The following is a 21,635-nucleotide window of genomic DNA, read 5'->3' on the forward strand; positions in this document are numbered from 1 at the left end:
AGTAAATCAAAGTAAAGTGGACGTTAACTAACCGTTTGATTTTCAAACCATTACACAAATTTTCGTCGGTCTGTCTATACTCTCGTATCGAGCAGATGATTTACTAAAAAAGTTTAACATTATCAGGAGAGCATCATGGCTGTTACTAATGTCGCTGAACTTAACGCACTTGTAGAGCGCGTAAAAAAAGCCCAGCGTGAATATGCCAGTTTCACTCAAGAACAGGTTGACAAAATCTTCCGTGCCGCCGCTCTGGCTGCCGCAGACGCTCGAATTCCTCTCGCGAAAATGGCCGTTGCCGAATCCGGCATGGGTATTGTCGAAGATAAAGTGATTAAAAACCACTTCGCTTCTGAATACATTTACAACGCTTACAAAGATGAAAAAACCTGTGGTGTGCTGTCTGAAGACGACACTTTTGGTACCATTACCATTGCTGAACCGATTGGTATCATCTGCGGTATCGTTCCAACCACTAACCCGACTTCTACTGCAATCTTCAAATCACTGATCAGCCTGAAGACCCGTAACGCCATCATCTTCTCTCCGCATCCGCGCGCAAAAGATGCAACTAACAAAGCAGCTGACATCGTTCTGCAAGCAGCAATCGCTGCTGGCGCACCGAAAGATCTGATCGGCTGGATCGATCAACCTTCCGTTGAACTGTCTAACGCGTTGATGCACCACCCGGACATCAACCTGATCCTTGCGACCGGTGGTCCAGGCATGGTTAAAGCGGCATACAGCTCCGGTAAACCGGCTATCGGCGTAGGCGCAGGTAACACCCCTGTTGTTATCGACGAAACCGCTGATATCAAACGTGCTGTTGCATCTGTTCTGATGTCTAAAACATTCGATAACGGCGTAATCTGTGCTTCTGAGCAGTCTGTCGTCGTGGTTGACTCTGTATATGATGCTGTACGTGAGCGTTTTGCAACTCACGGCGGTTACATGCTGCAGGGTAAAGAGTTGAAAGCTGTTCAGGACGTTATCCTGAAAAATGGCGCGCTGAACGCAGCTATCGTTGGTCAGCCGGCATACAAGATTGCTGAACTGGCAGGCTTCTCCGTACCAGAAACCACTAAGATTCTGATCGGTGAAGTGAAGGTTGTCGACGAAAGCGAACCGTTTGCTCACGAAAAACTGTCTCCGACGCTGGCAATGTACCGTGCGAAGGACTTCGAAGACGCAGTCATTAAAGCTGAAAAACTGGTTGCGATGGGCGGTATCGGTCATACTTCTTGCCTGTACACTGACCAGGACAACCAGCCAGAACGTGTTGCTTACTTCGGCCAGATGATGAAAACCGCACGTATCCTGATCAACACCCCGGCTTCTCAGGGTGGTATCGGTGACCTGTACAACTTCAAACTCGCACCTTCCCTGACTCTGGGTTGTGGTTCCTGGGGTGGTAACTCCATCTCTGAAAACGTTGGTCCTAAGCACCTGATCAACAAGAAAACCGTTGCTAAGCGAGCTGAAAACATGTTGTGGCACAAACTTCCGAAATCTATCTACTTCCGTCGTGGCTCTCTGCCAATCGCACTGGATGAAGTGATTACCGATGGTCACAAACGTGCGCTTATCGTGACCGACCGCTTCCTGTTCAACAACGGTTATGCAGACCAGATCACCTCCGTTCTGAAAGCTGCTGGCGTTGAAACCGAAGTGTTCTTTGAAGTTGAAGCTGACCCGACTCTGACCGTTGTTCGCAAAGGTGCTGAGCTGGCTAACTCCTTCAAACCAGACGTAATCATCGCACTGGGTGGTGGTTCCCCGATGGACGCCGCGAAAATCATGTGGGTTATGTACGAGCACCCGGAAACTCACTTCGAAGAACTGGCACTGCGCTTTATGGACATCCGTAAACGTATCTACAAGTTCCCGAAAATGGGCGTAAAAGCGAAGATGGTTGCAGTTACCACCACTTCCGGTACTGGTTCTGAAGTGACTCCGTTTGCGGTCGTTACCGACGATGCAACTGGGCAGAAATACCCGCTGGCAGACTATGCGCTGACTCCGGATATGGCGATTGTTGACGCCAACCTGGTTATGGATATGCCGAAGTCACTGTGTGCGTTCGGTGGTCTGGATGCGGTCACTCACGCTCTGGAAGCTTACGTTTCAGTACTGGCGTCTGAGTTCTCTGACGGTCAGGCTCTGCAAGCGTTGAAATTGCTGAAAGAAAACCTGCCAGCGTCTTACCATGAAGGTTCTAAGAACCCGGTAGCGCGTGAGCGTGTACACAGTGCAGCAACTATCGCCGGTATCGCGTTTGCTAACGCCTTCCTGGGTGTATGTCACTCAATGGCGCACAAACTGGGTTCTCAGTTCCACATTCCTCACGGTCTGGCGAACGCCCTGCTGATCAGCAACGTTATTCGTTATAACGCGAACGACAACCCGACTAAACAGACTGCATTCAGCCAGTACGACCGTCCGCAGGCACGCCGTCGCTACGCTGAAATCGCAGACCATCTGGGTCTGAGCGCACCGGGTGACCGTACTGCCGCGAAAATCCAGAAACTGCTGGGCTGGCTGGAAGAAATCAAAGCTGAACTGGGTATTCCTAAGTCTATCCGTGAAGCTGGCGTTCAGGAAGCTGACTTCCTGGCACACGTGGACAAACTGTCTGAAGATGCGTTTGACGACCAGTGTACTGGTGCTAACCCACGTTACCCGCTGATTTCTGAACTGAAACAGATCCTGCTGGATACCTACTACGGTCGTGAGTATAGCGAAGGTCAGACCGCCGCTAAGACTGAAGCAGTAGCTGCACCGAAAGCAGAAAAGAAAGCGAAGAAATCCGCTTAATTTGCTCAGATAAGTTTTAGTTTCATCATAAACGGTCCCAATTGGGGCCGTTTTTTTCGTCTTGTGTTATGAAAATCGGGGAGTACACAATTTAACCATGTGAATAGAATGGCAGTGTAGGAGATGTATTCAGGAAGATGTGAGACTAGCCGCAGAAGAGAGTCTGACAGGGTAGAGAACATTGACGAAGGTTCCGGCCTACCCTGTGTTTATAAGCGCTCAGAAGCGTACAGGGTTAATCGTGGCTGTGTCGTTCTTGTATCGCCGTCAGAGAGCCCTCAGACTGCGCTTGTTTGTAGTGTTTACGACATACCGACACATAGCGTTCATTCCCGCCGATAACCACCTGCTCGCCCTCGTTATAAGGTCTTCCAGCCTGATCAAGGCGTAATACCATGCTGGCCTTACGGCCACAGAAACAAATGGTCTTTAATTCAACCAGTTTATCTGACCAGGCAAGCAGGTATTCGCTGCCACCAAATAACTCACCACGAAAATCAGTGCGTAAGCCGTAACACAAAACAGGAATATCCAGTTGATCGACAACTTCAGATAATTCATAAACCTGTTGTCGGGTCAGAAACTGAGACTCATCGACCAGTACACAGTGAATTCTTTGCTGCGCATTCTCGGCGCGAATCTCTTCGAACAATGATGAATTTTGGTTAAACAATTTTGCAGGTGACGACAGACCTATACGTGAACTTACTTTTCCAGCACCAAAACGGTCATCAATTTCCGCTGTATATACAACGGCACGCATCCCACGTTCCTGATAATTGTACGAAGATTGCAACAATGCAGTTGACTTACCTGCGTTCATTGCAGAATAGTAAAAATATAGTTGTGCCATTGACCGAAGGCCCTCACCAGGGGAAATAAATATGGGCTGGATTGTATCATATTTCACGAACATGTCGGTGTAGCGTTGGCCACAAAGGCGTATAAATGAGCGGGCAAGCTCGCACAGTGCCGCCTGAATTTAAGTAACGGATAGTGAGAGAGCATACAACCATCGACCAAACAGCCTGAGCTCGGACGCGTATATACACACTCTTTCACAAATAGTGCTCATGAAATTTATCAATGTCACTTATCATCATACGGCAATAAAGAAACCCTTCCCATATTGTTATTGAATCTACCCACTGTCGCCATGTATTAGCGAATTCACGTAAGCAAAACTAATACAAAAGGTTGAAATCACTGCAAAGAGATACTATTTGTACACCATAAAATGTGACCTGAATCTTGAATTTTTACTCTCAGCCGCTGAGAAGCCCCCTCGCCAATAAGCCTTTTTTATGCCCAACATCATGGGGAATTTAAGACAGGAGAATTAATTCTGATACTAAATAAAGCGCAATTTTGAATTCCTTACATTCCTGGCTATTGCACAACTGAATTTATCGCTCTATTATTAGCTCAACAAACCCCCCCAATATAAGTTTGAGATTACTACAATGAGCGAAGCACTTAAAATTCTGAACAACATCCGTACTCTTCGTGCGCAGGCAAGAGAATGCACTCTGGAAACGCTTGAAGAAATGCTGGAAAAATTAGAAGTTGTAGTTAGCGAGCGTCGCGAAGAAGAAAGCGCTGCTGCTGCTGAAGTTGAAGAACGTACTCGTAAACTGCAACAATATCGTGAAATGCTGATCGCTGACGGCATTGATCCGAACGAATTGCTGAATAGCATGGCTGCTGTTAAATCTGGCACCAAAGCTAAACGCGCTGCACGTCCGGCTAAATATAGCTATGTTGACGAAAACGGTGAAACTAAAACCTGGACTGGCCAGGGTCGTACACCGGCAGTGATCAAAAAAGCGATGGAAGAACAAGGTAAACAACTGGACGATTTCCTGATCAAGGAATAATTCAGAAATAGTTTGCTTAAAATCCCGCCACTGGCGGGATTTTTTTTACCGGTACTTCGTTCAACCCTACCCGGATTAGGTATAAAAAAAAGGCGCTGTTAATACAGCGCCGTTCTGACCAGATAATACCAGAAGGTTACTTCTTAATACCCATCTCGTCTTCCAGCCAGGCTTTAAATTCGGCGCCGAGAGTATTATGGCGAATACCATATTCAACGAACGCCTGCATATAGCCCAGTTTATTACCACAGTCATGGCTTTTGCCCTTCATGTGATAAGCTTCAACCGTCTCTTTTTCAATCAGCATATCGATAGCATCTGTCAGCTGAATTTCATCACCCGCTCCCGGAGGGGTTTTAGCCAGCAGAGGCCAGATATCGGCACTAAGAACGTAACGACCCACAACGGCCAGATTAGAAGGCGCAACATCAGCTTTTGGTTTTTCAACCACGCCAACCATCGGAACGCTTTCGCCCGGGGATAATTCAACGCCTTTACAATCAACAACGCCATAAGCCGTAACATCTTCTACCGGTTCAACCATAATCTGGCTGCTACCTGTTTCATCAAAACGATGAATCATTTCGGCAAGGTTGTCACGGGATAAATCAGATTCGTATTCGTCAAGAATTACGTCCGGCAGGATTACAGCTACCGGTTCATCGCCAACCACAGGGTGCGCGCACAATACCGCGTGGCCCAGACCTTTAGCCAGCCCCTGACGCACCTGCATAATAGTCACATGTGGCGGGCAAATAGATTGCACTTCTTCCAGAAGCTGGCGTTTTACACGTTTTTCCAGCATCGCTTCAAGTTCAAAGCTGGTATCAAAGTGGTTTTCAATAGAATTTTTAGACGAGTGAGTTACAAGTACAATTTCAGTGATGCCCGCAGCAATACATTCGTTTACGACGTACTGAATTAATGGCTTATCAACCAACGGTAGCATCTCTTTCGGGATTGCTTTCGTAGCCGGTAACATCCTGGTTCCTAATCCCGCAACCGGGATAACGGCTTTTTTGACTTTTGAATTAAGGGCAGCCATTTAAAACTCTCCTGGACTGTTCATGTATTGAACGTGTTCATCATTCTGTATCGCATCCGAGTATATCAGTACAGCGACAAGCTTCTGGTCTGAAAAGGACGCGCGTCGGTATAATTAAGATAAATACGAATAAAACTGGCGCTGATAGTAGCACTCACAGCATGGGGAGGGTGAACCAATTTCATTTACACGCCTCTCAATTGTTCATTCTGCAGACAACATCAAGCGCAGGCGACCTCCCGCCCCCCAAATTTGGCATTGCCATGACTCACAATGTTGGCTCAGCTGATTAAGATACGTATTACCTAAGGTACCCAGCGGAACGCCATTGCTGATTTGCACTTGGTGGGAACCTGTATTTAATGTCGCATTCAGCCCTGCCGATACCAGAATCAGATTTTTTAATCCGCTGTGGTAATACCCCACCAGCAAGGGAAACTGCCCTGGTAAATTGGCTTGCCGCAACAGATGATTTACCTGTTTCAATAACGTACCTAGCTCTGGCAACCGTTGATTTTGTTGTGTCAGTTGCTCCTGCAGTAAACCATTAAATAGCGCTCGCAGTAATAATGCAGCCAGCACGCCATTATCCCCTGCCCGCGTCACATCAAGGCAATAGAATGCAAGGTCATGATCCGACAGCGGCGCAATATCCAACACCAGCCCCGGTTGGTCGGCTGCCACCAATTGTCGATAGTTAATGCGACAGTGCGAGATCACTTGCGACACTGGAGGCTGTAATTCTTTTAGCAGCTTCGCAGCAGCAGCAGGATCGTCCACCATCGCATCCCAGTCGCGAAACAGCCGTTCTTCTTCTTCCACGCGTGAATTAAACATGTTCGGATAAAGACATGCAAAGACGGTTTCTCGCAAGCGATTAAGGTCTTTCACCGGCTTCAACAGGACGTCATCCACACCGAGTCGTAGCGCTTTGGCTATGTCGGACATATTTTCCGTCGCAGAAATCACCAGTATCGGGGTCTGATCGCCACGATTGCGTAAATACTCAACCAGTTTGAGACCGTTCATTCTTGGCATAGCCAGGTCGCAGATCATCAGGTCGGGTTTAAAATGCCCAAGCAAGTCCAGTGCTTCAAGTCCGTCACCAGCTACCGCCGTTGTCGCTCCCAAAGAGGAAAACCATGAGTCCATGAGTGAGCGAAATACCGGCTCATCCTCAACGATAAGAATCTGTTTTCCGACCAATGGCTGCGTCATATTCTCCCCCCTGACTGGCTTTAATAAATAGTGGCATGCTATTGCCACTCACGCCTGTCAGAATTAGCTTAAGTGTTGATAAAAAATGCGTTAGACGTTGGTTTTCACCAGGGGTAGAAGCTCATCCATTTTCTTCTCGACCGCTAACTGCCCGGCAGCAATTGCCGCACTGGCGCGGTGAAAATCCAGCGTGGATATTTGTGGACAAAACGGCTGAATCAGAATGTCTGGAGGGTCACCGGCCATGCGGTTACGTTTCAGTCGGTTTTCCAGAACCTGAATAGACGTCGTCATAATCTCCATCGCCGTGGGTGCAGTTACTGCACGCCTGGCCGTAATATTGCTCAAGCGTTCTTTCAAACGGGCATGCCATGAGAGTTCGTCAGCATCATCACCCGATTCGGCATCGCTATTGACGTTGAAGGAGAGTAAATCTTGTTGCATGAGATGCGCATCGTGTTGCAGGTCGACCGCTATAACAATATCGGCCCCTAACGCGCGAGTCAGGGAGACAGGGACAGGATTCACCACCGCACCATCGACCAGCCAGTAACCATTGTGCGCCACAGGTGACATCAAGCCAGGAATACTGCAGGAGGCCCGGACAGCCAGATGTAAATCACCTTCGGTGAACCAAAGTTCCCGACCCGTACTCAGATTGGTAGCCACTGTTGCGAAACGGCGAGTACATTGCTCAATTGCTTCTACCGGCATCACATTACGGTACTGATTGAATACCCGTTCACCGCGCAGTAAACCTCCCCTGCGCCACGAGAGATCCATCAACCGTAAAACATCCCAATAGCTGAAAGAACAGACCCACTTTTCGAGAGCAGGCAGCTTATTGCAGGCGTAGGCAGCGCCAACCAACGAACCGATGGAGCACCCTGCCACGATATCAACATCAATGCCCATATGCTTAAGGGCTTTAATAACGCCAATATGCGACCAACCTCGCGCCGCGCCGGAACCTAGCGCCAGCCCAATTTTTATTTTTCTCATTATACGTACAAACTTCCCCTGGCTTGCAGACGTAGCAACATCGCTACCGCTCAGTTAACATAGTGCCACTCTGGCGTTTTTACGCCGTTTTTATATTCCAGGGAGTACTTTGTGTCTCAGCTTTGTCCCTGTGGTAGCGCTGTCGAGTATAGCCTATGTTGCTACCGTTATGTGTCCGGCGCGCAAGTAGCACCTACGCCGTCACACCTCATGCGTTCTCGTTACTGTGCTTTTGTGATGAAAGACGCAGATTACCTTATCAGGACCTGGCATCCGGATTGTCATGCGGCCGAGTTTCGCGACGACATTATCGCAGGATTTACTCATACCGAATGGCTTGGACTGACCGTTTTTGAACAAGAGACGGCAGACACAGAAAATATCGGCTACGTCAGTTTTGTCGCACGGTTTTCTGAACAAGGTAAAACAGGTGCAATTATCGAGCGCTCTCGTTTTTTAAAAGAAAACGGTCAGTGGTACTATATAGACGGTACACGCCCTCAAATTGGACGAAACGATACCTGCCCTTGTGGCTCAGGTAAAAAATTTAAAAAGTGCTGCGGCTAATCAACGCCCGACAGTATCAATTTTGCAAACATTCTCAACAGGATCACCGCTGCAAATGCATTCATTACAACGAAAAGTGCTGCGTACTATTTGCCCGGACCAAAAAGGTCTGATCGCGCGCATTACAAATATCTGTTACAAGCATGAACTGAACATCGTGCAGAACAATGAGTTTGTGGACCACCGTACCGGACGCTTTTTTATGCGCACCGAACTGGAGGGCATTTTTAACGACGTCACGCTGCTTGCCGATCTGGACAGCGCCTTACCTGAAGGCTCGATTCGTGAATTAACCCCAGCAGGCCGCCGCCGTATCGTCATTTTGGTCACCAAGGAAGCGCATTGCCTGGGCGATTTATTAATGAAGGCCAATTATGGCGGGCTGGATGTTGAAATCGCCGCTGTGATCGGCAATCACGAGACCTTGCGTCCTCTGGTTGAACGGTTTGATATTCCGTTTGAGCTGGTGAGCCATGAAGGTTTAACACGTGACGAACATGATCAGAAAATGGCTGATGCTATCGACGCCCACCAGCCGGACTATGTCGTGCTGGCTAAATACATGCGCGTTCTGACCCCGACATTTGTTTCACGCTTTCCGAATAAAATTATCAATATTCACCATTCATTCCTGCCAGCATTCATTGGTGCTCGTCCATACCATCAGGCTTATGAGCGTGGCGTGAAGATCATCGGCGCGACGGCCCACTACGTGAATGATAACCTCGATGAAGGCCCAATCATTATGCAGGACGTGATCCATGTTGATCACACCTACACTGCCGAAGATATGATGCGCGCGGGTCGCGACGTTGAAAAAAATGTATTAAGCCGTGCGCTGTATCAGGTTCTGGCTCAACGCGTCTTTGTTTACGGTAACCGAACGATTATTCTGTAATCGATTGATAAGTTAATTGGTTACCTTTACATCTTTACGTGTAAAAATCAGGCAACCAGTTCTTTTTTATCAACGGAATGCTTTACAGGGGCGCATCATTTGATATGATGCGCCCCGCTTCCAACGGAAGCAGGCCAGTAATTAGCATTACCCCGTGGTGGGGTTCCCGAGCGGCCAAAGGGAGCAGACTGTAAATCTGCCGTCATCGACTTCGAAGGTTCGAATCCTTCCCCCACCACCATTCATTCCTGTAGATTCATAAAATTAGTATACCCCTGGTGGGGTTCCCGAGCGGCCAAAGGGAGCAGACTGTAAATCTGCCGTCATCGACTTCGAAGGTTCGAATCCTTCCCCCACCACCATCACTTCATAAAGCACCAACAGTAAATCAATCTCTAATGCCCCATATTCCGCCCATGCGGGAAGGATGAGAAGTTTCGACTAAGGTTCGATTCGAGCGTAGCGAGAAAGCGTTGCCACAGGCAACGACCCGAAGGGCGAAGCGCGTAGCGCTGAGTAATCCTTCCCCCACCACCATCACTTCATAAAGCAACACACTCAATTCCTCAGCAATGCCTTTTATTTGCCTGATGCGCTATGCTTATCAGGCCTACTAACTCGACATGTGCCCGTAATTTGTCTGCTGCGCTGCGCTTATCAGGCCTACAAACTCGACATGTGCCCGCAATTTGTCTGCTGCGCTTATCAGGCCTACGAACTCGTCACGTGCCCGCAATTTGCCTGATGCGCTGCGCTTATCAGGCCTACGAACTCGATACGTGCCCGCTATTCGTCTGATGCGCTGCACTTATCTGGCCTACGAACTCGATACGTGCCCGCTATTTGTCTGATGCGCTGCACTTATCAGGCCTACAGCGCTCGCTGATACCTTCGTAGGCCGGATAAGGCGCTTGCGCCGCCATCCGGCAAACAGGCATAAAAAAACCCCGCCGAAGCAGGGTTTTGTCATTCTCAAATATACGATTAGTGACGCGCGCGAACAATCTGGTATTTGCGTGTCAGATATTCGACCGGGACGCTCCAGATGTGTACCAGACGAGAGAATGGGAACAACAGGAATAGCGTCATACCCAGCACCAGGTGCATACGGAAAATGAACGCAACACCATCGAGATATTGAGACGCTCCGCCCTGGAAGGTCACCACTGTCTGCGCCCAGTTCACCAGCTTCATCATCTCGCTACCGTCCATATGCTGGGCGGAAAACGGAATGGTCAGCAGGCCCAGCGCACACTGGATCACCAGCAGTGAGAGGATCAGAATATCCGCCCCGGTGGTGGTGGCCCGCACGCGCGGGCTGAACAGACGACGTTTCAGCAGCAGTACACCACCAATCAGACACATCAGGCCACTGGCACCGCCCGCAAACATTGCCATCTTTTGTTTCACTTCAAGCGGTAGCCAGGCTTCATACATCCAGTGCGGCGTCAACATGCCAAGGAAGTGCCCAGCAAAGATACCCAGGATCCCGATGTGAAACAGGTTTGACGCCAGGTTCATCCCTTTGCGATCCAGCATCTGACTGGAAGCTGCACGCCATGTATATTGCCCATAGTCATAACGCAGCCAGCTGCCGATCAGAAAGACAGAACCCGCGATGTACGGATAGATGTCAAAGAAGAACGTATTCAGGAAGTGCATTATTGCTGTCCTCCGGTGGTGATATTCAGATACTGCGGCGCAACGGCCCCGGCAAAACGACGCTGGTGAGCGGAGATTTCCGACTCGCCACACCCCTGATCGGCGAAGAATTTCACCTGCTCTTCTTCCCAGACCGCATCCAGCGCTTGTGGAGTATCGTCACGGGCTTCATCCGCAATTTTTTCAGCCACTTTATCGCTGTCGATAACGGTATTCGCCAGTTTTAACAGCAAATCGAACAGCACCGCATAACGGCTTTCACGCTGTTGCAAACGAGCGCTGAGCAGCGCCAGAATCGGCGCAATATCCTGTAAGCCACCTAGCGCTTCGCTTTTCGGCAGTTGCGCAAGGTATTCCAGATACAGCGGCAGATGATCGGGAAGTTCGCGGCTGTCGAGCTGTAAACCGTGCTGCTCATACTGTGCCATCAGGTCAACCATAGCCTGACCGCGATCGCGGGATTCACCGTGAACATGTTCAAACAGCAGCAGCGATGTCGCGCGGCCACGGTCAAACAGTTCGCTGTAGGCGGCCTGCACATCCAGCATGTCCTGCGCGGTTAGATCGCGCAGGAAAACGCCCAGAGTCTGGGCATCCTCTTTATCCAGGTTCTCAGATGACGCGAGTGCATCGAAAAGTTCCTGCTGATGCTGCCACAAGGCAGCATCCGGGTACTCGAGCAGACGCGAAACAATGACGAGTTCAATCATTGGTGCGGCTCCGTTTTGCTGGTCACATCGACAGCGTCGATGCGGCGGCTGTTGAACAGATTGAATTTAGTATCAGAACCGTGGCAACCGTCGCCGAAGGTAAAGCCACAACCGCTTTTCTCCGGGAACGCGTCACGCGCCAGTTCACGATGGCTGCTCGGTACCACGAAACGATCTTCGTAGTTCGCGATTGCCAGGTAACGATACATTTCCTGTGCCTGTGCTTCGCTTAAGCCCACCTCTTCCAGCGCACGGGTATCAACTTTGCCGTCAACAGTTTCCGCACGTTTGTAGTGACGCATCGCCAGCATACGTTTCAGCGCCAACAGTACCGGCTGGGTGTCACCTGCAGTCAGCAGGTTCGCCAGGTACTGAACCGGAATACGCAGGCTGTCAACATCCGGCAGAATACCGTTGCTACCCAGCTCGCCCGCATCAGCAGCTGACTGAATCGGTGACAATGGCGGCACGTACCAGACCATCGGCAGTGTGCGGTATTCCGGATGCAGCGGCAGCGCCAGCTTCCAGTCCATCGCCATTTTGTAAACCGGAGACTGCTGTGCGGCATCAATGACGCTCAGCGGAATACCATCTTTCAGCGCCTGTTCAATAACAACCGGATCGTTCGGATCGAGGAACACGTCCAACTGACGCTGGTACAGATCTTTCTCGTGCTCGGTGCTTGCTGCACTTTCGATCGCATCTGCGTCATACAGCAGTACGCCGAGGTAACGGATACGACCTACACAGGTTTCGGAGCAAACGGTCGGCTGACCAGCTTCAATACGCGGGTAGCAGAAAATGCACTTCTCAGATTTCCCGCTCTTCCAGTTGAAGTAGATCTTCTTGTACGGGCAGCCGGTGATACACATACGCCAGCCGCGGCACTTGTCCTGGTCGATCAGCACGATGCCATCTTCTTCACGCTTGTAGATAGCGCCGCTCGGACAGGTCGCCACACACGCCGGATTAAGGCAGTGCTCACACAGACGCGGCAGGTACATCATGAAGGTGTTTTCGAACTGACCGTACATCGCCTTCTGCATGTTTTCGAAGTTCTGGTCTTTGGCGCGTTTTTCGAACTCGCCGCCCAGAATTTCTTCCCAGTTCGGACCGCTGGTGATTTTATCCATTCGCTGACCGGTGATCAGCGAGCGCGGACGAGCAATCGGCTGCGCTTTGCTGTCTGCCGGGGCGTTATGCAACGTCTGGTAGTCAAAATCAAACGGCTCGTAGTAATCATCCATGCCCGGCAGATGCGGGTTAGCAAATATTTTACCCAACAGCAGCGCTTTGTTACCCATGCGCGGCTGCAGTTTGCCGTTGATTTTACGGATCCAACCGCCCTTCCATTTTTCCTGGTTTTCCCAGTCGTTCGGGAAGCCAACGCCAGGCTTACTTTCGACGTTGTTGAACCAGGCGTACTCCATACCTTCACGGCTGGTCCAGACGTTTTTACAGGTCACTGAACAGGTGTGGCAGCCGATGCACTTATCGAGATTCAGCACCATGCCGACTTGTGAACGAATTTTCATTTTACGCTCTCCTGTACCTGGTCATTGCCTTCGCCATCCAACCAGTTAATGTTCTTCATCTTACGTACAACTACGAACTCATCACGGTTTGAACCGACGGTGCCGTAGTAGTTAAAGCCGTAGGCCAGCTGCGCATAGCCGCCGATCATATGGGTCGGTTTCGGTGTAATACGGGTCACCGAGTTGTGGATCCCACCGCGCTGCTGGGTGATTTCTGAACCCGGCAGGTTAACGATACGTTCCTGCGCGTGGTACATCATGGTCATCCCGGCCGGTACACGCTGGCTGACAACTGCACGTGCCGTCAGCGCACCGTTGCTGTTGAAGACTTCGACCCAGTCGTTATCTTCGATTCCCAGATCCTTCGCATCGACTTCGCTCATCCACACAATCGGGCCACCGCGTGACAGCGTCAGCATCAGCAAGTTGTCGCTGTAAGTGGAGTGGATACCCCATTTCTGGTGCGGCGTCAGGAAGTTGAGCGCTTTTTCCGGGTTACCATTAGATTTCTCGCCGATCACCGCTTTCACCGAACGGGTGTCGATTGGCGGACGGTAAACCAGCAGGCTTTCACCAAAGTCACGCATCCACTGATGATCCTGATACAACTGCTGGCGACCAGACAGCGTACGCCATGGGATCAGCTCGTGAACGTTGGTATAGCCGGCGTTATAAGACACGTGTTCATCTTCCAGTCCTGACCAGGTCGGGCTGGAGATAATTTTGCGCGGCTGCGCCTGAATATCGCGGAAGCGAATTTTTTCGTCTTCTTTATTCAGCGCCAGATGCGTATGGTCACGACCGGTAAATTCACTCAGCGCAGCCCAGGCTTTAACGGCTACCTGACCGTTAGTTTCCGGCGCCAGCGTCAGGATCATCTCGGCTGCATCAATTGCGGTATTAAGCCAAGGCTGGCCTTTTGCCGGACCTTCAGCCTTGGTGTAATTGAGCTTACGCAGCAGATCCATTTCGCTCTGGGTATTCCAGGCAATCCCTTTACCGCCGTTACCGATTTTTTCCATCAGCGGGCCGATGGAGGTGAAACGCTCGTAGGTTGCCGGATAATCACGCTCAACGGTCATGATGTGCGGTGCGGTAACACCAGGAATCAGGTCACATTCACCTTTTTTCCAGTCCTTCACGTCCAGCGGTTGTGCCAGTTCTGCGGCAGAGTCGTGCTGAATTGGCAGCGTAACGACGTCGGTTTCTTTACCGAGATGGCCCACGCAAACTTCAGAGAATTTCTTGGCGATGGCTTTGTAGATTTCCCAGTCGCTCTTCGATTCCCAGGCCGGGTCAACGGCCGCAGACAGAGGATGAATAAACGGATGCATGTCCGAGGTATTCATATCGTCTTTTTCATACCAGGTTGCGGTCGGCAGCACGATGTCGGAATACAGGCAGGTGCTCGACAGGCGGAAGTCCAGTGTGACAACCAGATCCAGTTTGCCGTCCAGGCCGTTATCCTGCCATTCCACTTCTTCAGGCTTCACGCCGCTCTGCTGGCCGAGATCTTTGCCCTGAATACCATGTTCAGTACCCAGCAGATACTTGAGCATGTACTCGTGGCCTTTACCGGAAGAACCGAGCAGGTTAGAACGCCAGATAAACAGGTTGCGCGGATGGTTTTTACCGTTTTCCGGCTGCTCTGCAGCAAAGCGAATAGAACCTTCTTTCAGGGATTTAACGGTGTAATCCACTGGCGTCATACCTGCTTTCTGCGCTTCTTCGGCGATACGCAGTGGGTTAGTCCCTAACTGCGGCGCAGATGGCAACCAGCCCATACGTTCAGCGCGAACGTTAAAATCAATCAAATGACCGCTGTAGCGGGATTTGTCTGCCATCGGGGACAGCAGCTCCTGCGCAGTAACCGTCTCATAGCGCCATTGGCTGGAGTGGTTATAGAAGTAGGAAGTGCTGTTCATATGACGAGGCGGACGCTGCCAGTCAAGAGCAAACGCCAGCGGCTGCCAGCCGGTTTGCGGACGCAGTTTTTCCTGGCCGACGTAGTGGGCCCAACCGCCGCCGCTCTGACCGATACAACCGCAGAACACCAGCATATTGATCAGGCCACGATAGTTCATATCGAGGTGGTACCAGTGGTTCAGGCCCGCACCGACGATGATCATCGAACGACCGTGCGTTTTATCGGCGTTATCCGCAAATTCACGGGCAATGCGCACGATCTGAGAGCGTGATACGCCTGTAATTTTTTCTGCCCATGCCGGCGTGTACGCTTTCACGTCATCGTAGCTGGTCGCGCAGTTTTCGTCGTTCAGACCACGTTCCAGGCCATAGTTAGCCATGGTCAGGTCGTAAACGGTGGTCACCAGCGCGGTAGAGCCATCGGCCAACTGCAGGCGTTTAACCGGCAGTTTGTGCAGCAGAATATTTTCCAGCTCTACTTTACTGAAGTGCTCGGTACCTTCGCCGCCAAAGTACGGGAAGCCCACTTCAGCGATATCGTCCTGGCTACCCAGCAGGCTGAGTTGCAGTTCGGTTTCATCACCGGACGTACCGTCGCGTTGCTCAAGGTTCCATTTGCCCTTTTCGCCCCAACGGAAACCAATTGAACCGTTTGGCGCAACCATTTCGCCGTTGCTGTTGATAGCGACAGTTTTCCATTCTGGGTTATTTTCCTGGCCCAGAGAGTCGACCAGATCCGCCGCACGCAGCATACGACCAGCAGCATAGTAACCGTCACGCTCTTCGAGCATCACCAGCATTGGCATGTCAGTATAACGACGAACGTAGTCGGTGAAGTACTGGCTCGGGTTATCGAGGTGGAACTCGCGCAGCATGACATGGCCCATCGCCATTGCCATCGCCGCATCGGTTCCCTGCTTCGGTGCCAGCCACAGGTCGCAAAGTTTGGCGATTTCTGCGTAGTCCGGAGTAATCGCTACCGTTTTGGTGCCTTTATAGCGAACTTCAGTAAAGAAGTGCGCATCCGGAGTACGGGTCTGCGGTACGTTAGAGCCCCATGCAAGAATATAGCTGGAGTTATACCAGTCGGCAGATTCCGGTACGTCGGTTTGCTCGCCCCAGGTTTGCGGGGAAGCCGGCGGCAGGTCACAGTACCAGTCGTAGAAGCTCAGGCAGGTACCACCAATCAGCGACATATAGCGTGCGCCGGAAGCATAAGAAACCATCGACATCGCCGGAATCGGAGAGAAGCCTGCAACGCGGTCAGGGCCATAGGTTTTGATGGTGTAAACGTTAGATGCAGCAATCAGTTCATTCACTTCCTGCCAGGAAGAACGAACAAATCCACCACGACCACGCGCTTGTTTGAAGCTTTTTGCTTTGTCGGCGTCTTCGATGATGGATGCCCATGCGTCTACCGGATCGCTGTGCAGTCTTTTTGCTTCACGCCACATCTTCATCAGACGTTTGCGCATCAGCGGGTATTTCAGACGGTTAGCGCTGTAGAGATACCAGGAATAGCTTGCACCACGTGGGCAGCCGCGAGGCTCGTGGTTAGGCATATCTGGACGCGTGCGTGGGTAGTCAGTTTGCTGGGTCTCCCAGGTCACCAGACCATTTTTCACATAGATTTTCCAGCTGCATGAGCCCGTGCAGTTTACCCCGTGGGTTGAACGCACGATTTTGTCATGCTGCCAACGCTGGCGGTATCCGTCCTCCCAGTCCCTGTTGGTATTGAGAAGCTGGCCATGCCCATCGGCAAAGGTTTCGCCCTTCTGCTTGAAGTAGCGAAACCGGTCCAGGAATTTACTCATCGGTTTTCTCCTGTAGGAGCCTGACGGCTCTCTGATAAATCGACATTGCTTGATTGAGAGCGAAGGTAACGCTCTGAAAGGGCGTGAGAATTGATAACGATCAAGGCATACAGGGATGAAAAATGAAGGTTGGTTTTTACATACCCCCAAAGTGGGATATTGTTTTTTAACGTAATATTCTGAATTTAAAGGATTTTAAATAATTCACTTATCATACATATGTTAAATTCTTTATAAGTGGGTATTAAGGGGTATCCCCCCTGCCAGGCATATTACCAGCACCGTTTTCGCAGACTTTCGTCATGAGCTCACATATAAGTATGTTGTAACTAATTTAGAGCAAAAAAAAGCGCGGTCTAACACCGCGCAATGGATAATCAACTGCTACTACTTTTTTACTTTTTAGAATGACGTCCGTATACCGCCCAGGTGATGACCACACAAGCGACATAGAAGATCAGAAAGACTTTCATCGCATCGACCGGCGAACCAGTTAACGCCAGAGACGTACCAAATGCTTTCGGGATAAAGAAGCCGCCAATCGCACCAATGGCTGAGATAAAGCCCAACGCTGCCGCGGTGTCGGTTGCTGCTTCGCGCATTGCTTTCTCTTCTGAACCACCTTCAGCTTTCACTCTGTCCATCGTCAGCTTGCGGAAGATAACGGAGATCATCTGGAAGGTTGAACCACTCCCCAGACCAGCCGTCAGGAACAATGCCAGGAACACCGCGAAGAAGGCGATAAAGTTGCCGCCAACGCCGTTTGATGGCAACGTCAGGAACAGTAAGGCACTGAAAATAGCCATCAGCACAAAGTTCACCAGCGTTACACGGGTTCCGCCCAGACGGTCAGAGATTGCGCCACCCGCTGAACGAGCCAGCGCGCCAATCAACGGTCCAAAGAAGGCGTAATGCAGGATCTGTACCTCAGGAAACTGCGTTTTTGACAACATGGCAAAACCGGCAGAGAAACCGATGAATGAACCGAAGGTTGCCAGATACAGCAGGCTCATAATCCACAGATGCCCACGTTTCAGCACCGGCAATTGCTCTTTCAGCGACGCTTTTGAGGTTGCCAGTTCATTCATACCAAACCATGCAGCCAGCGTTAACACCGCAAGGAACGGTACCCAAATCCATGCGGCGTTTGCCAGATACAGCTGCGTACCATCAGGTTGTTCAACCCCGTGGCTACCAAATGCGGCAAAGATTGACAGTGAAACCACCAGCGGCGCAACCAACTGCATCACGCTGACGCCCATGTTGCCCAGGCCACCGTTCAGACCCAGCGCACCACCCTGTTTCTGTTTTGGAAAGAAGAAACTGATGTTTGCCATGCTGGACGCAAAGTTCGCACCGGCGAAACCGCACAACAGAGAGATAATAATAAAGGTACTAAACGGCGTGGAGGTATCCTGCACCGCAAAACCTAACCATACGCAAGGAATGATCAGGATACCGGTGCTAAACGCTGTCCAGCGACGTCCACCAAACAGGGGAACCATAAAGGAGTACGGTACACGCAGCAGCGCGCCGGACACCGAAGGTAATGCCGTCAGCATGAACAGCTGTTCAGTGGTGAAATCAAATCCGACTTTCGGTAAGTTCACCGCCACGGCGCTAAATAACATCCACACGCAAAACGCCAGCAGCAAGCAAGGGACGGAAATCCACAGGTTACGGCTGGCGATTCGTTGACCACGCTGCTGCCAGAAGGCGGGATCTTCCGGCCGCCATTCGGTAATTACAGCTCCAGATGCCCTTTCCGGGGCAGATGAGTGACTCATAGACACCTCTGATACTTGTTTCGATGCCTGCAACATTAGGGTTTACAGCTGGGGGTAAGTTGATATAAATCAAAGGAAAAGGTGTCATTATTCATGCCTAAAATTTATCATTACCCTAAATGAGTACATAACTTCGGTAAAAAAGATGTGGTTTTTCACGCTTCTGTCGCCCCCTACTCCCCCTCGCCCAGGATCTCTCCCTCCACTGGCAATTAAGAGGTAGCCCGTTTGAGGTATGGGTATACTCCAGTGTATCGCCGAGAATAACGCCACTGCCTGCAGCAGAATCGTCATTCAATAAGGTTTTCTGTTCGACGAAAACCCGAAGGAACAAGTCACCATGTTTAAACGTTGTCTCTCCCCGCTTACGCTGGTCAACCAGGTGGCGCTGATTGTTTTATTGTCCACAGCCATCGGCGTGGCGGGTATGGCTGTCTCCGGCTGGCTGGTTCAGGGCGTTCAGGGTAGCGCCCATGCAATCAACAAAGCGGGATCGCTGCGCATGCAGAGTTATCGCCTGCTGGCAGCCGTACCGCTGGACACTAGCGATCAACCGCTTCTGGATGAAATGGAGAAAACGGCATTTAGCCCGGAGTTGACGCGTGCCGCAAAGCGAGACGGACAACAGGCGCAGTTAAAAGCACTACAGGATTACTGGCACACTGAACTGGCGCCGGGGCTTGCGCATGCGCAAACGCCTGATGCGGTAGCGCAGGATGTGACGCGCTTTGTAGGCGGTCTGGATAAGCTGGTTACCGCTTTTGACCATACCACCGAATTACGCATTGAACGCGTCGTCCTGCTGCATCGCCTGATGGCCATATTTATGGCATTGCTGCTGGTTTTCACCATTATCTGGCTGCGCGTGCGCCTGTTAGAGCCGTGGAAGCAGCTGCTGGCGATGGCGCGAGCCGTCAGCCAACGTGATTTTACCCAACGCGCGCGTATCAGCGGGCGTAATGAGATGGCCGCTCTGGGCTCGGCACTGAATAATATGTCGGAAGAACTGGCCGAAAGTTATGCCGTGCTGGAACAGCGGGTGCAGGAAAAAACGGCGGGACTGGAGCACAAAAATCAGATCCTTTCTTTTCTGTGGCAAGCCAACCGCCGCCTGCACTCTCAGGTGCCGTTGTGCGAACGCCTCTCTCCGGTGCTGAACGGTCTGCAAAATTTGACCTTGCTACATGATATTGAACTCCGGGTTTACGACCTGGAAGATGAAGACAATCATCAGGAATTTACCTGTCAGTCCAATGCCAGCTGTGATGAAAAAGGTTGCCATCTGTGTCCTCGCGGAACGCTGCCCGCGATTGACGGCGGGATCACATTGAAATGGCGGCTGACCGATGCGCATACCCAGTATGGTATTCTGCTCGCTACCTTGCCGAACGGACGCCATCTCAGCCACGATCAGCAACAGCTGGTTGATACCCTGGTTGAGCAACTGACCGCAACGCTCGCGCTCGACAGACATCAGGAGCGTCAGCAGCAGTTGATCGTGATGGAAGAGCGTGCCACCATTGCACGCGAACTTCATGATTCTATTGCACAATCGCTCTCTTGTATGAAGATGCAGGTTAGCTGTTTGCAGATGCAGGGCGATGCGCTTTCAGATAACTGTCGCGAGTTGCTCAGCCAGATTCGTAACGAGCTGAATGCTTCATGGGCACAACTGCGTGAGCTGTTAACCACCTTCCGTTTACAGCTCACGGAACCTGGATTACGGCCGGCGCTGGAAGCCAGCTGTCAGGAGTACAGCGCCCGTTTTGGATTTACGGTTAAGCTGGATTATCAGCTACCGCCACGCCTGGTCCCTTCGCATCAGGCGATTCACCTGCTACAAATTGCGCGCGAAGCCCTGAGTAATGCACTTAAACACTCTCAGGCCAATGAAGTGGTCGTGACGGTGGTGCAAAATGGCAAGCAGGTCAAACTAACAGTGCAAGATAACGGCTGCGGCGTACCGGAAAACGCCGAACGCAGTAACCACTACGGCATGATTATAATGCGCGATCGTGCGCAGAGCTTGCGCGGCGATTGCCGCGTACGCCGTCGCGAGACGGGCGGTACTGAAGTTGCTGTCACTTTTATTCCCGAAACAAACTTCACAGAAGTCCAAGGAGATACCCATGAGTAATCTGGAACCGGCAACCATCCTGTTGATCGACGATCATCCGATGCTGCGAACCGGTGTAAAACAGCTTGTCAGCATGGCGCCCGATATTACCGTTGTCGGCGAAGCCAGCAATGGTGAGCAGGGTATCGAGCTGGCTGAATCCCTTGATCCCGATCTGATCCTGCTTGATCTCAACATGCCCGGCATGAACGGTCTGGAAACTCTCGATAAGCTGCGTGAAAAGTCACTGTCGGGCCGTATCGTTGTGTTTAGCGTATCCAATCATGAAGAAGACGTAGTTACCGCACTGAAACGCGGCGCTGACGGTTATCTGCTGAAAGATATGGAGCCTGAAGATTTACTCAAAGCCTTACAACAGTCAGCGGCCGGTGAAATGGTGCTGAGTGAAGCCTTAACGCCGGTTCTCGCCGCCAGCCTGCGTGCTAATCGTGCAACGTCGGACCGTGATGTCACCCAACTGACACCGCGTGAGCGCGACATTCTCAAGCTCATTGCCCAGGGGCTGCCGAACAAGATGATCGCCCGTCGTCTGGACATCACTGAAAGTACGGTAAAAGTCCATGTGAAGCATATGTTGAAGAAAATGAAGCTCAAATCACGCGTCGAAGCCGCGGTATGGGTACATCAGGAACGCATTTTCTGA

Annotated in this window: 15 protein-coding genes, 2 tRNA genes and 1 other RNA gene; 9 read left to right on the top strand and 9 right to left on the bottom strand. The window is 51.0% G+C overall.

Going from position 1 to position 21,635, the window contains the following annotated elements; translation table 11 throughout:
* Positions 1-135 precede the first annotated feature (135 nt).
* On the top strand, positions 136-2,814 hold the full coding sequence (gene adhE / locus OGY10_RS13015) for a bifunctional acetaldehyde-CoA/alcohol dehydrogenase (protein WP_008784953.1): 2,679 nt from the start codon (positions 136-138) through the stop codon (positions 2,812-2,814).
* A gap of 235 nt (positions 2,815-3,049) precedes the next feature.
* Here the strand turns inward: adhE and tdk are convergent, their stop codons facing one another.
* A complete protein-coding gene (tdk, locus tag OGY10_RS13020) occupies positions 3,050-3,667 on the bottom strand; it encodes a thymidine kinase (protein WP_008784954.1) in 618 nt (205 codons plus the stop codon).
* Between the two features lie 610 nt (positions 3,668-4,277).
* Here tdk and hns point away from each other — a divergent pair.
* Entirely contained in the window at positions 4,278-4,691 is a 414-nt protein-coding gene (gene hns, locus OGY10_RS13025) for a histone-like nucleoid-structuring protein H-NS (RefSeq protein WP_003020723.1), read from the top strand.
* A 136-nt stretch (positions 4,692-4,827) separates the two neighbouring features.
* Here the strand turns inward: hns and galU are convergent, their stop codons facing one another.
* From galU to rssA, 3 genes are all read right to left on the bottom strand, one after another.
* Positions 4,828-5,736: a UTP--glucose-1-phosphate uridylyltransferase GalU gene (gene galU, locus OGY10_RS13030; protein WP_003020727.1), complete on the bottom strand. Its 909-nt coding sequence runs from the start codon at positions 5,734-5,736 to the stop codon at positions 4,828-4,830.
* Positions 5,737-5,940: 204 nt separating this feature from the next.
* Complete coding sequence (rssB, locus tag OGY10_RS13035) at positions 5,941-6,954, bottom strand: two-component system response regulator RssB (protein ID WP_032943688.1); 1,014 nt, start codon at positions 6,952-6,954, stop codon at positions 5,941-5,943.
* 90 nt (positions 6,955-7,044) lie between these two features.
* Entirely contained in the window at positions 7,045-7,956 is a 912-nt protein-coding gene (rssA, locus tag OGY10_RS13040; protein WP_008784956.1) for a patatin-like phospholipase RssA, read from the bottom strand.
* 111 nt (positions 7,957-8,067) lie between these two features.
* Between rssA and OGY10_RS13045 the strand changes: the two genes are divergently transcribed.
* The 5 genes from OGY10_RS13045 to OGY10_RS13065 all read left to right on the top strand — a co-directional run bounded on the left by OGY10_RS13045 (position 8,068) and on the right by OGY10_RS13065 (position 9,958).
* Positions 8,068-8,523 (top strand): YchJ family protein, encoded by a 456-nt coding sequence (locus OGY10_RS13045; protein ID WP_008784957.1) that lies wholly within the window; start codon positions 8,068-8,070, stop codon positions 8,521-8,523.
* Positions 8,524-8,578: 55 nt separating this feature from the next.
* Entirely contained in the window at positions 8,579-9,421 is an 843-nt protein-coding gene (gene purU / locus OGY10_RS13050; RefSeq protein ID WP_003020737.1) for a formyltetrahydrofolate deformylase, read from the top strand.
* Positions 9,422-9,577: 156 nt separating this feature from the next.
* Positions 9,578-9,662, top strand: a tRNA-Tyr gene (locus tag OGY10_RS13055).
* A gap of 36 nt (positions 9,663-9,698) precedes the next feature.
* Positions 9,699-9,783: transfer RNA gene (locus tag OGY10_RS13060), tRNA-Tyr, on the top strand.
* 44 nt (positions 9,784-9,827) lie between these two features.
* A non-coding RNA gene (locus OGY10_RS13065) (RtT sRNA) lies at positions 9,828-9,958 on the top strand.
* 447 nt (positions 9,959-10,405) lie between these two features.
* Here OGY10_RS13065 and narI read toward each other — a convergent pair.
* The 5 genes from narI to OGY10_RS13090 form a co-directional block, all read right to left on the bottom strand.
* Entirely contained in the window at positions 10,406-11,083 is a 678-nt protein-coding gene (gene narI, locus OGY10_RS13070; protein WP_003833386.1) for a respiratory nitrate reductase subunit gamma, read from the bottom strand.
* A complete protein-coding gene (gene narJ, locus OGY10_RS13075) occupies positions 11,083-11,793 on the bottom strand; it encodes a nitrate reductase molybdenum cofactor assembly chaperone (protein ID WP_008784959.1) in 711 nt (236 codons plus the stop codon). The genes narI and narJ overlap by 1 nt, the downstream gene beginning before the upstream one ends.
* Positions 11,790-13,328, bottom strand: coding sequence for a nitrate reductase subunit beta (gene narH, locus OGY10_RS13080; protein ID WP_286576868.1), 1,539 nt, complete (start codon positions 13,326-13,328; stop codon positions 11,790-11,792). Before narH ends, narJ begins: the two co-directional genes overlap by 4 nt.
* On the bottom strand, positions 13,325-17,068 hold the full coding sequence (locus tag OGY10_RS13085; RefSeq protein ID WP_286576870.1) for a nitrate reductase subunit alpha: 3,744 nt from the start codon (positions 17,066-17,068) through the stop codon (positions 13,325-13,327). Before OGY10_RS13085 ends, narH begins: the two co-directional genes overlap by 4 nt.
* 395 nt (positions 17,069-17,463) lie before the next feature.
* Positions 17,464-18,855, bottom strand: a complete 1,392-nt coding sequence (locus OGY10_RS13090; protein WP_003833390.1) for a NarK family nitrate/nitrite MFS transporter — start codon at positions 18,853-18,855, stop codon at positions 17,464-17,466.
* Between the two features lie 340 nt (positions 18,856-19,195).
* On the opposite strand from OGY10_RS13090, the gene narX reads away from it, so the two are divergent.
* On the top strand, positions 19,196-20,992 hold the full coding sequence (gene narX / locus OGY10_RS13095; RefSeq protein ID WP_060682118.1) for a nitrate/nitrite two-component system sensor histidine kinase NarX: 1,797 nt from the start codon (positions 19,196-19,198) through the stop codon (positions 20,990-20,992).
* Positions 20,985-21,635, top strand: coding sequence for a two-component system response regulator NarL (narL, locus tag OGY10_RS13100; RefSeq protein WP_003833392.1), 651 nt, complete (start codon positions 20,985-20,987; stop codon positions 21,633-21,635). The genes narX and narL overlap by 8 nt, the downstream gene beginning before the upstream one ends.

The sequence above is a fragment of the Citrobacter sp. Cpo148 genome, from assembly GCF_030332375.1.
In the GTDB taxonomy this organism is placed as follows: domain Bacteria; phylum Pseudomonadota; class Gammaproteobacteria; order Enterobacterales; family Enterobacteriaceae; genus Citrobacter; species Citrobacter portucalensis.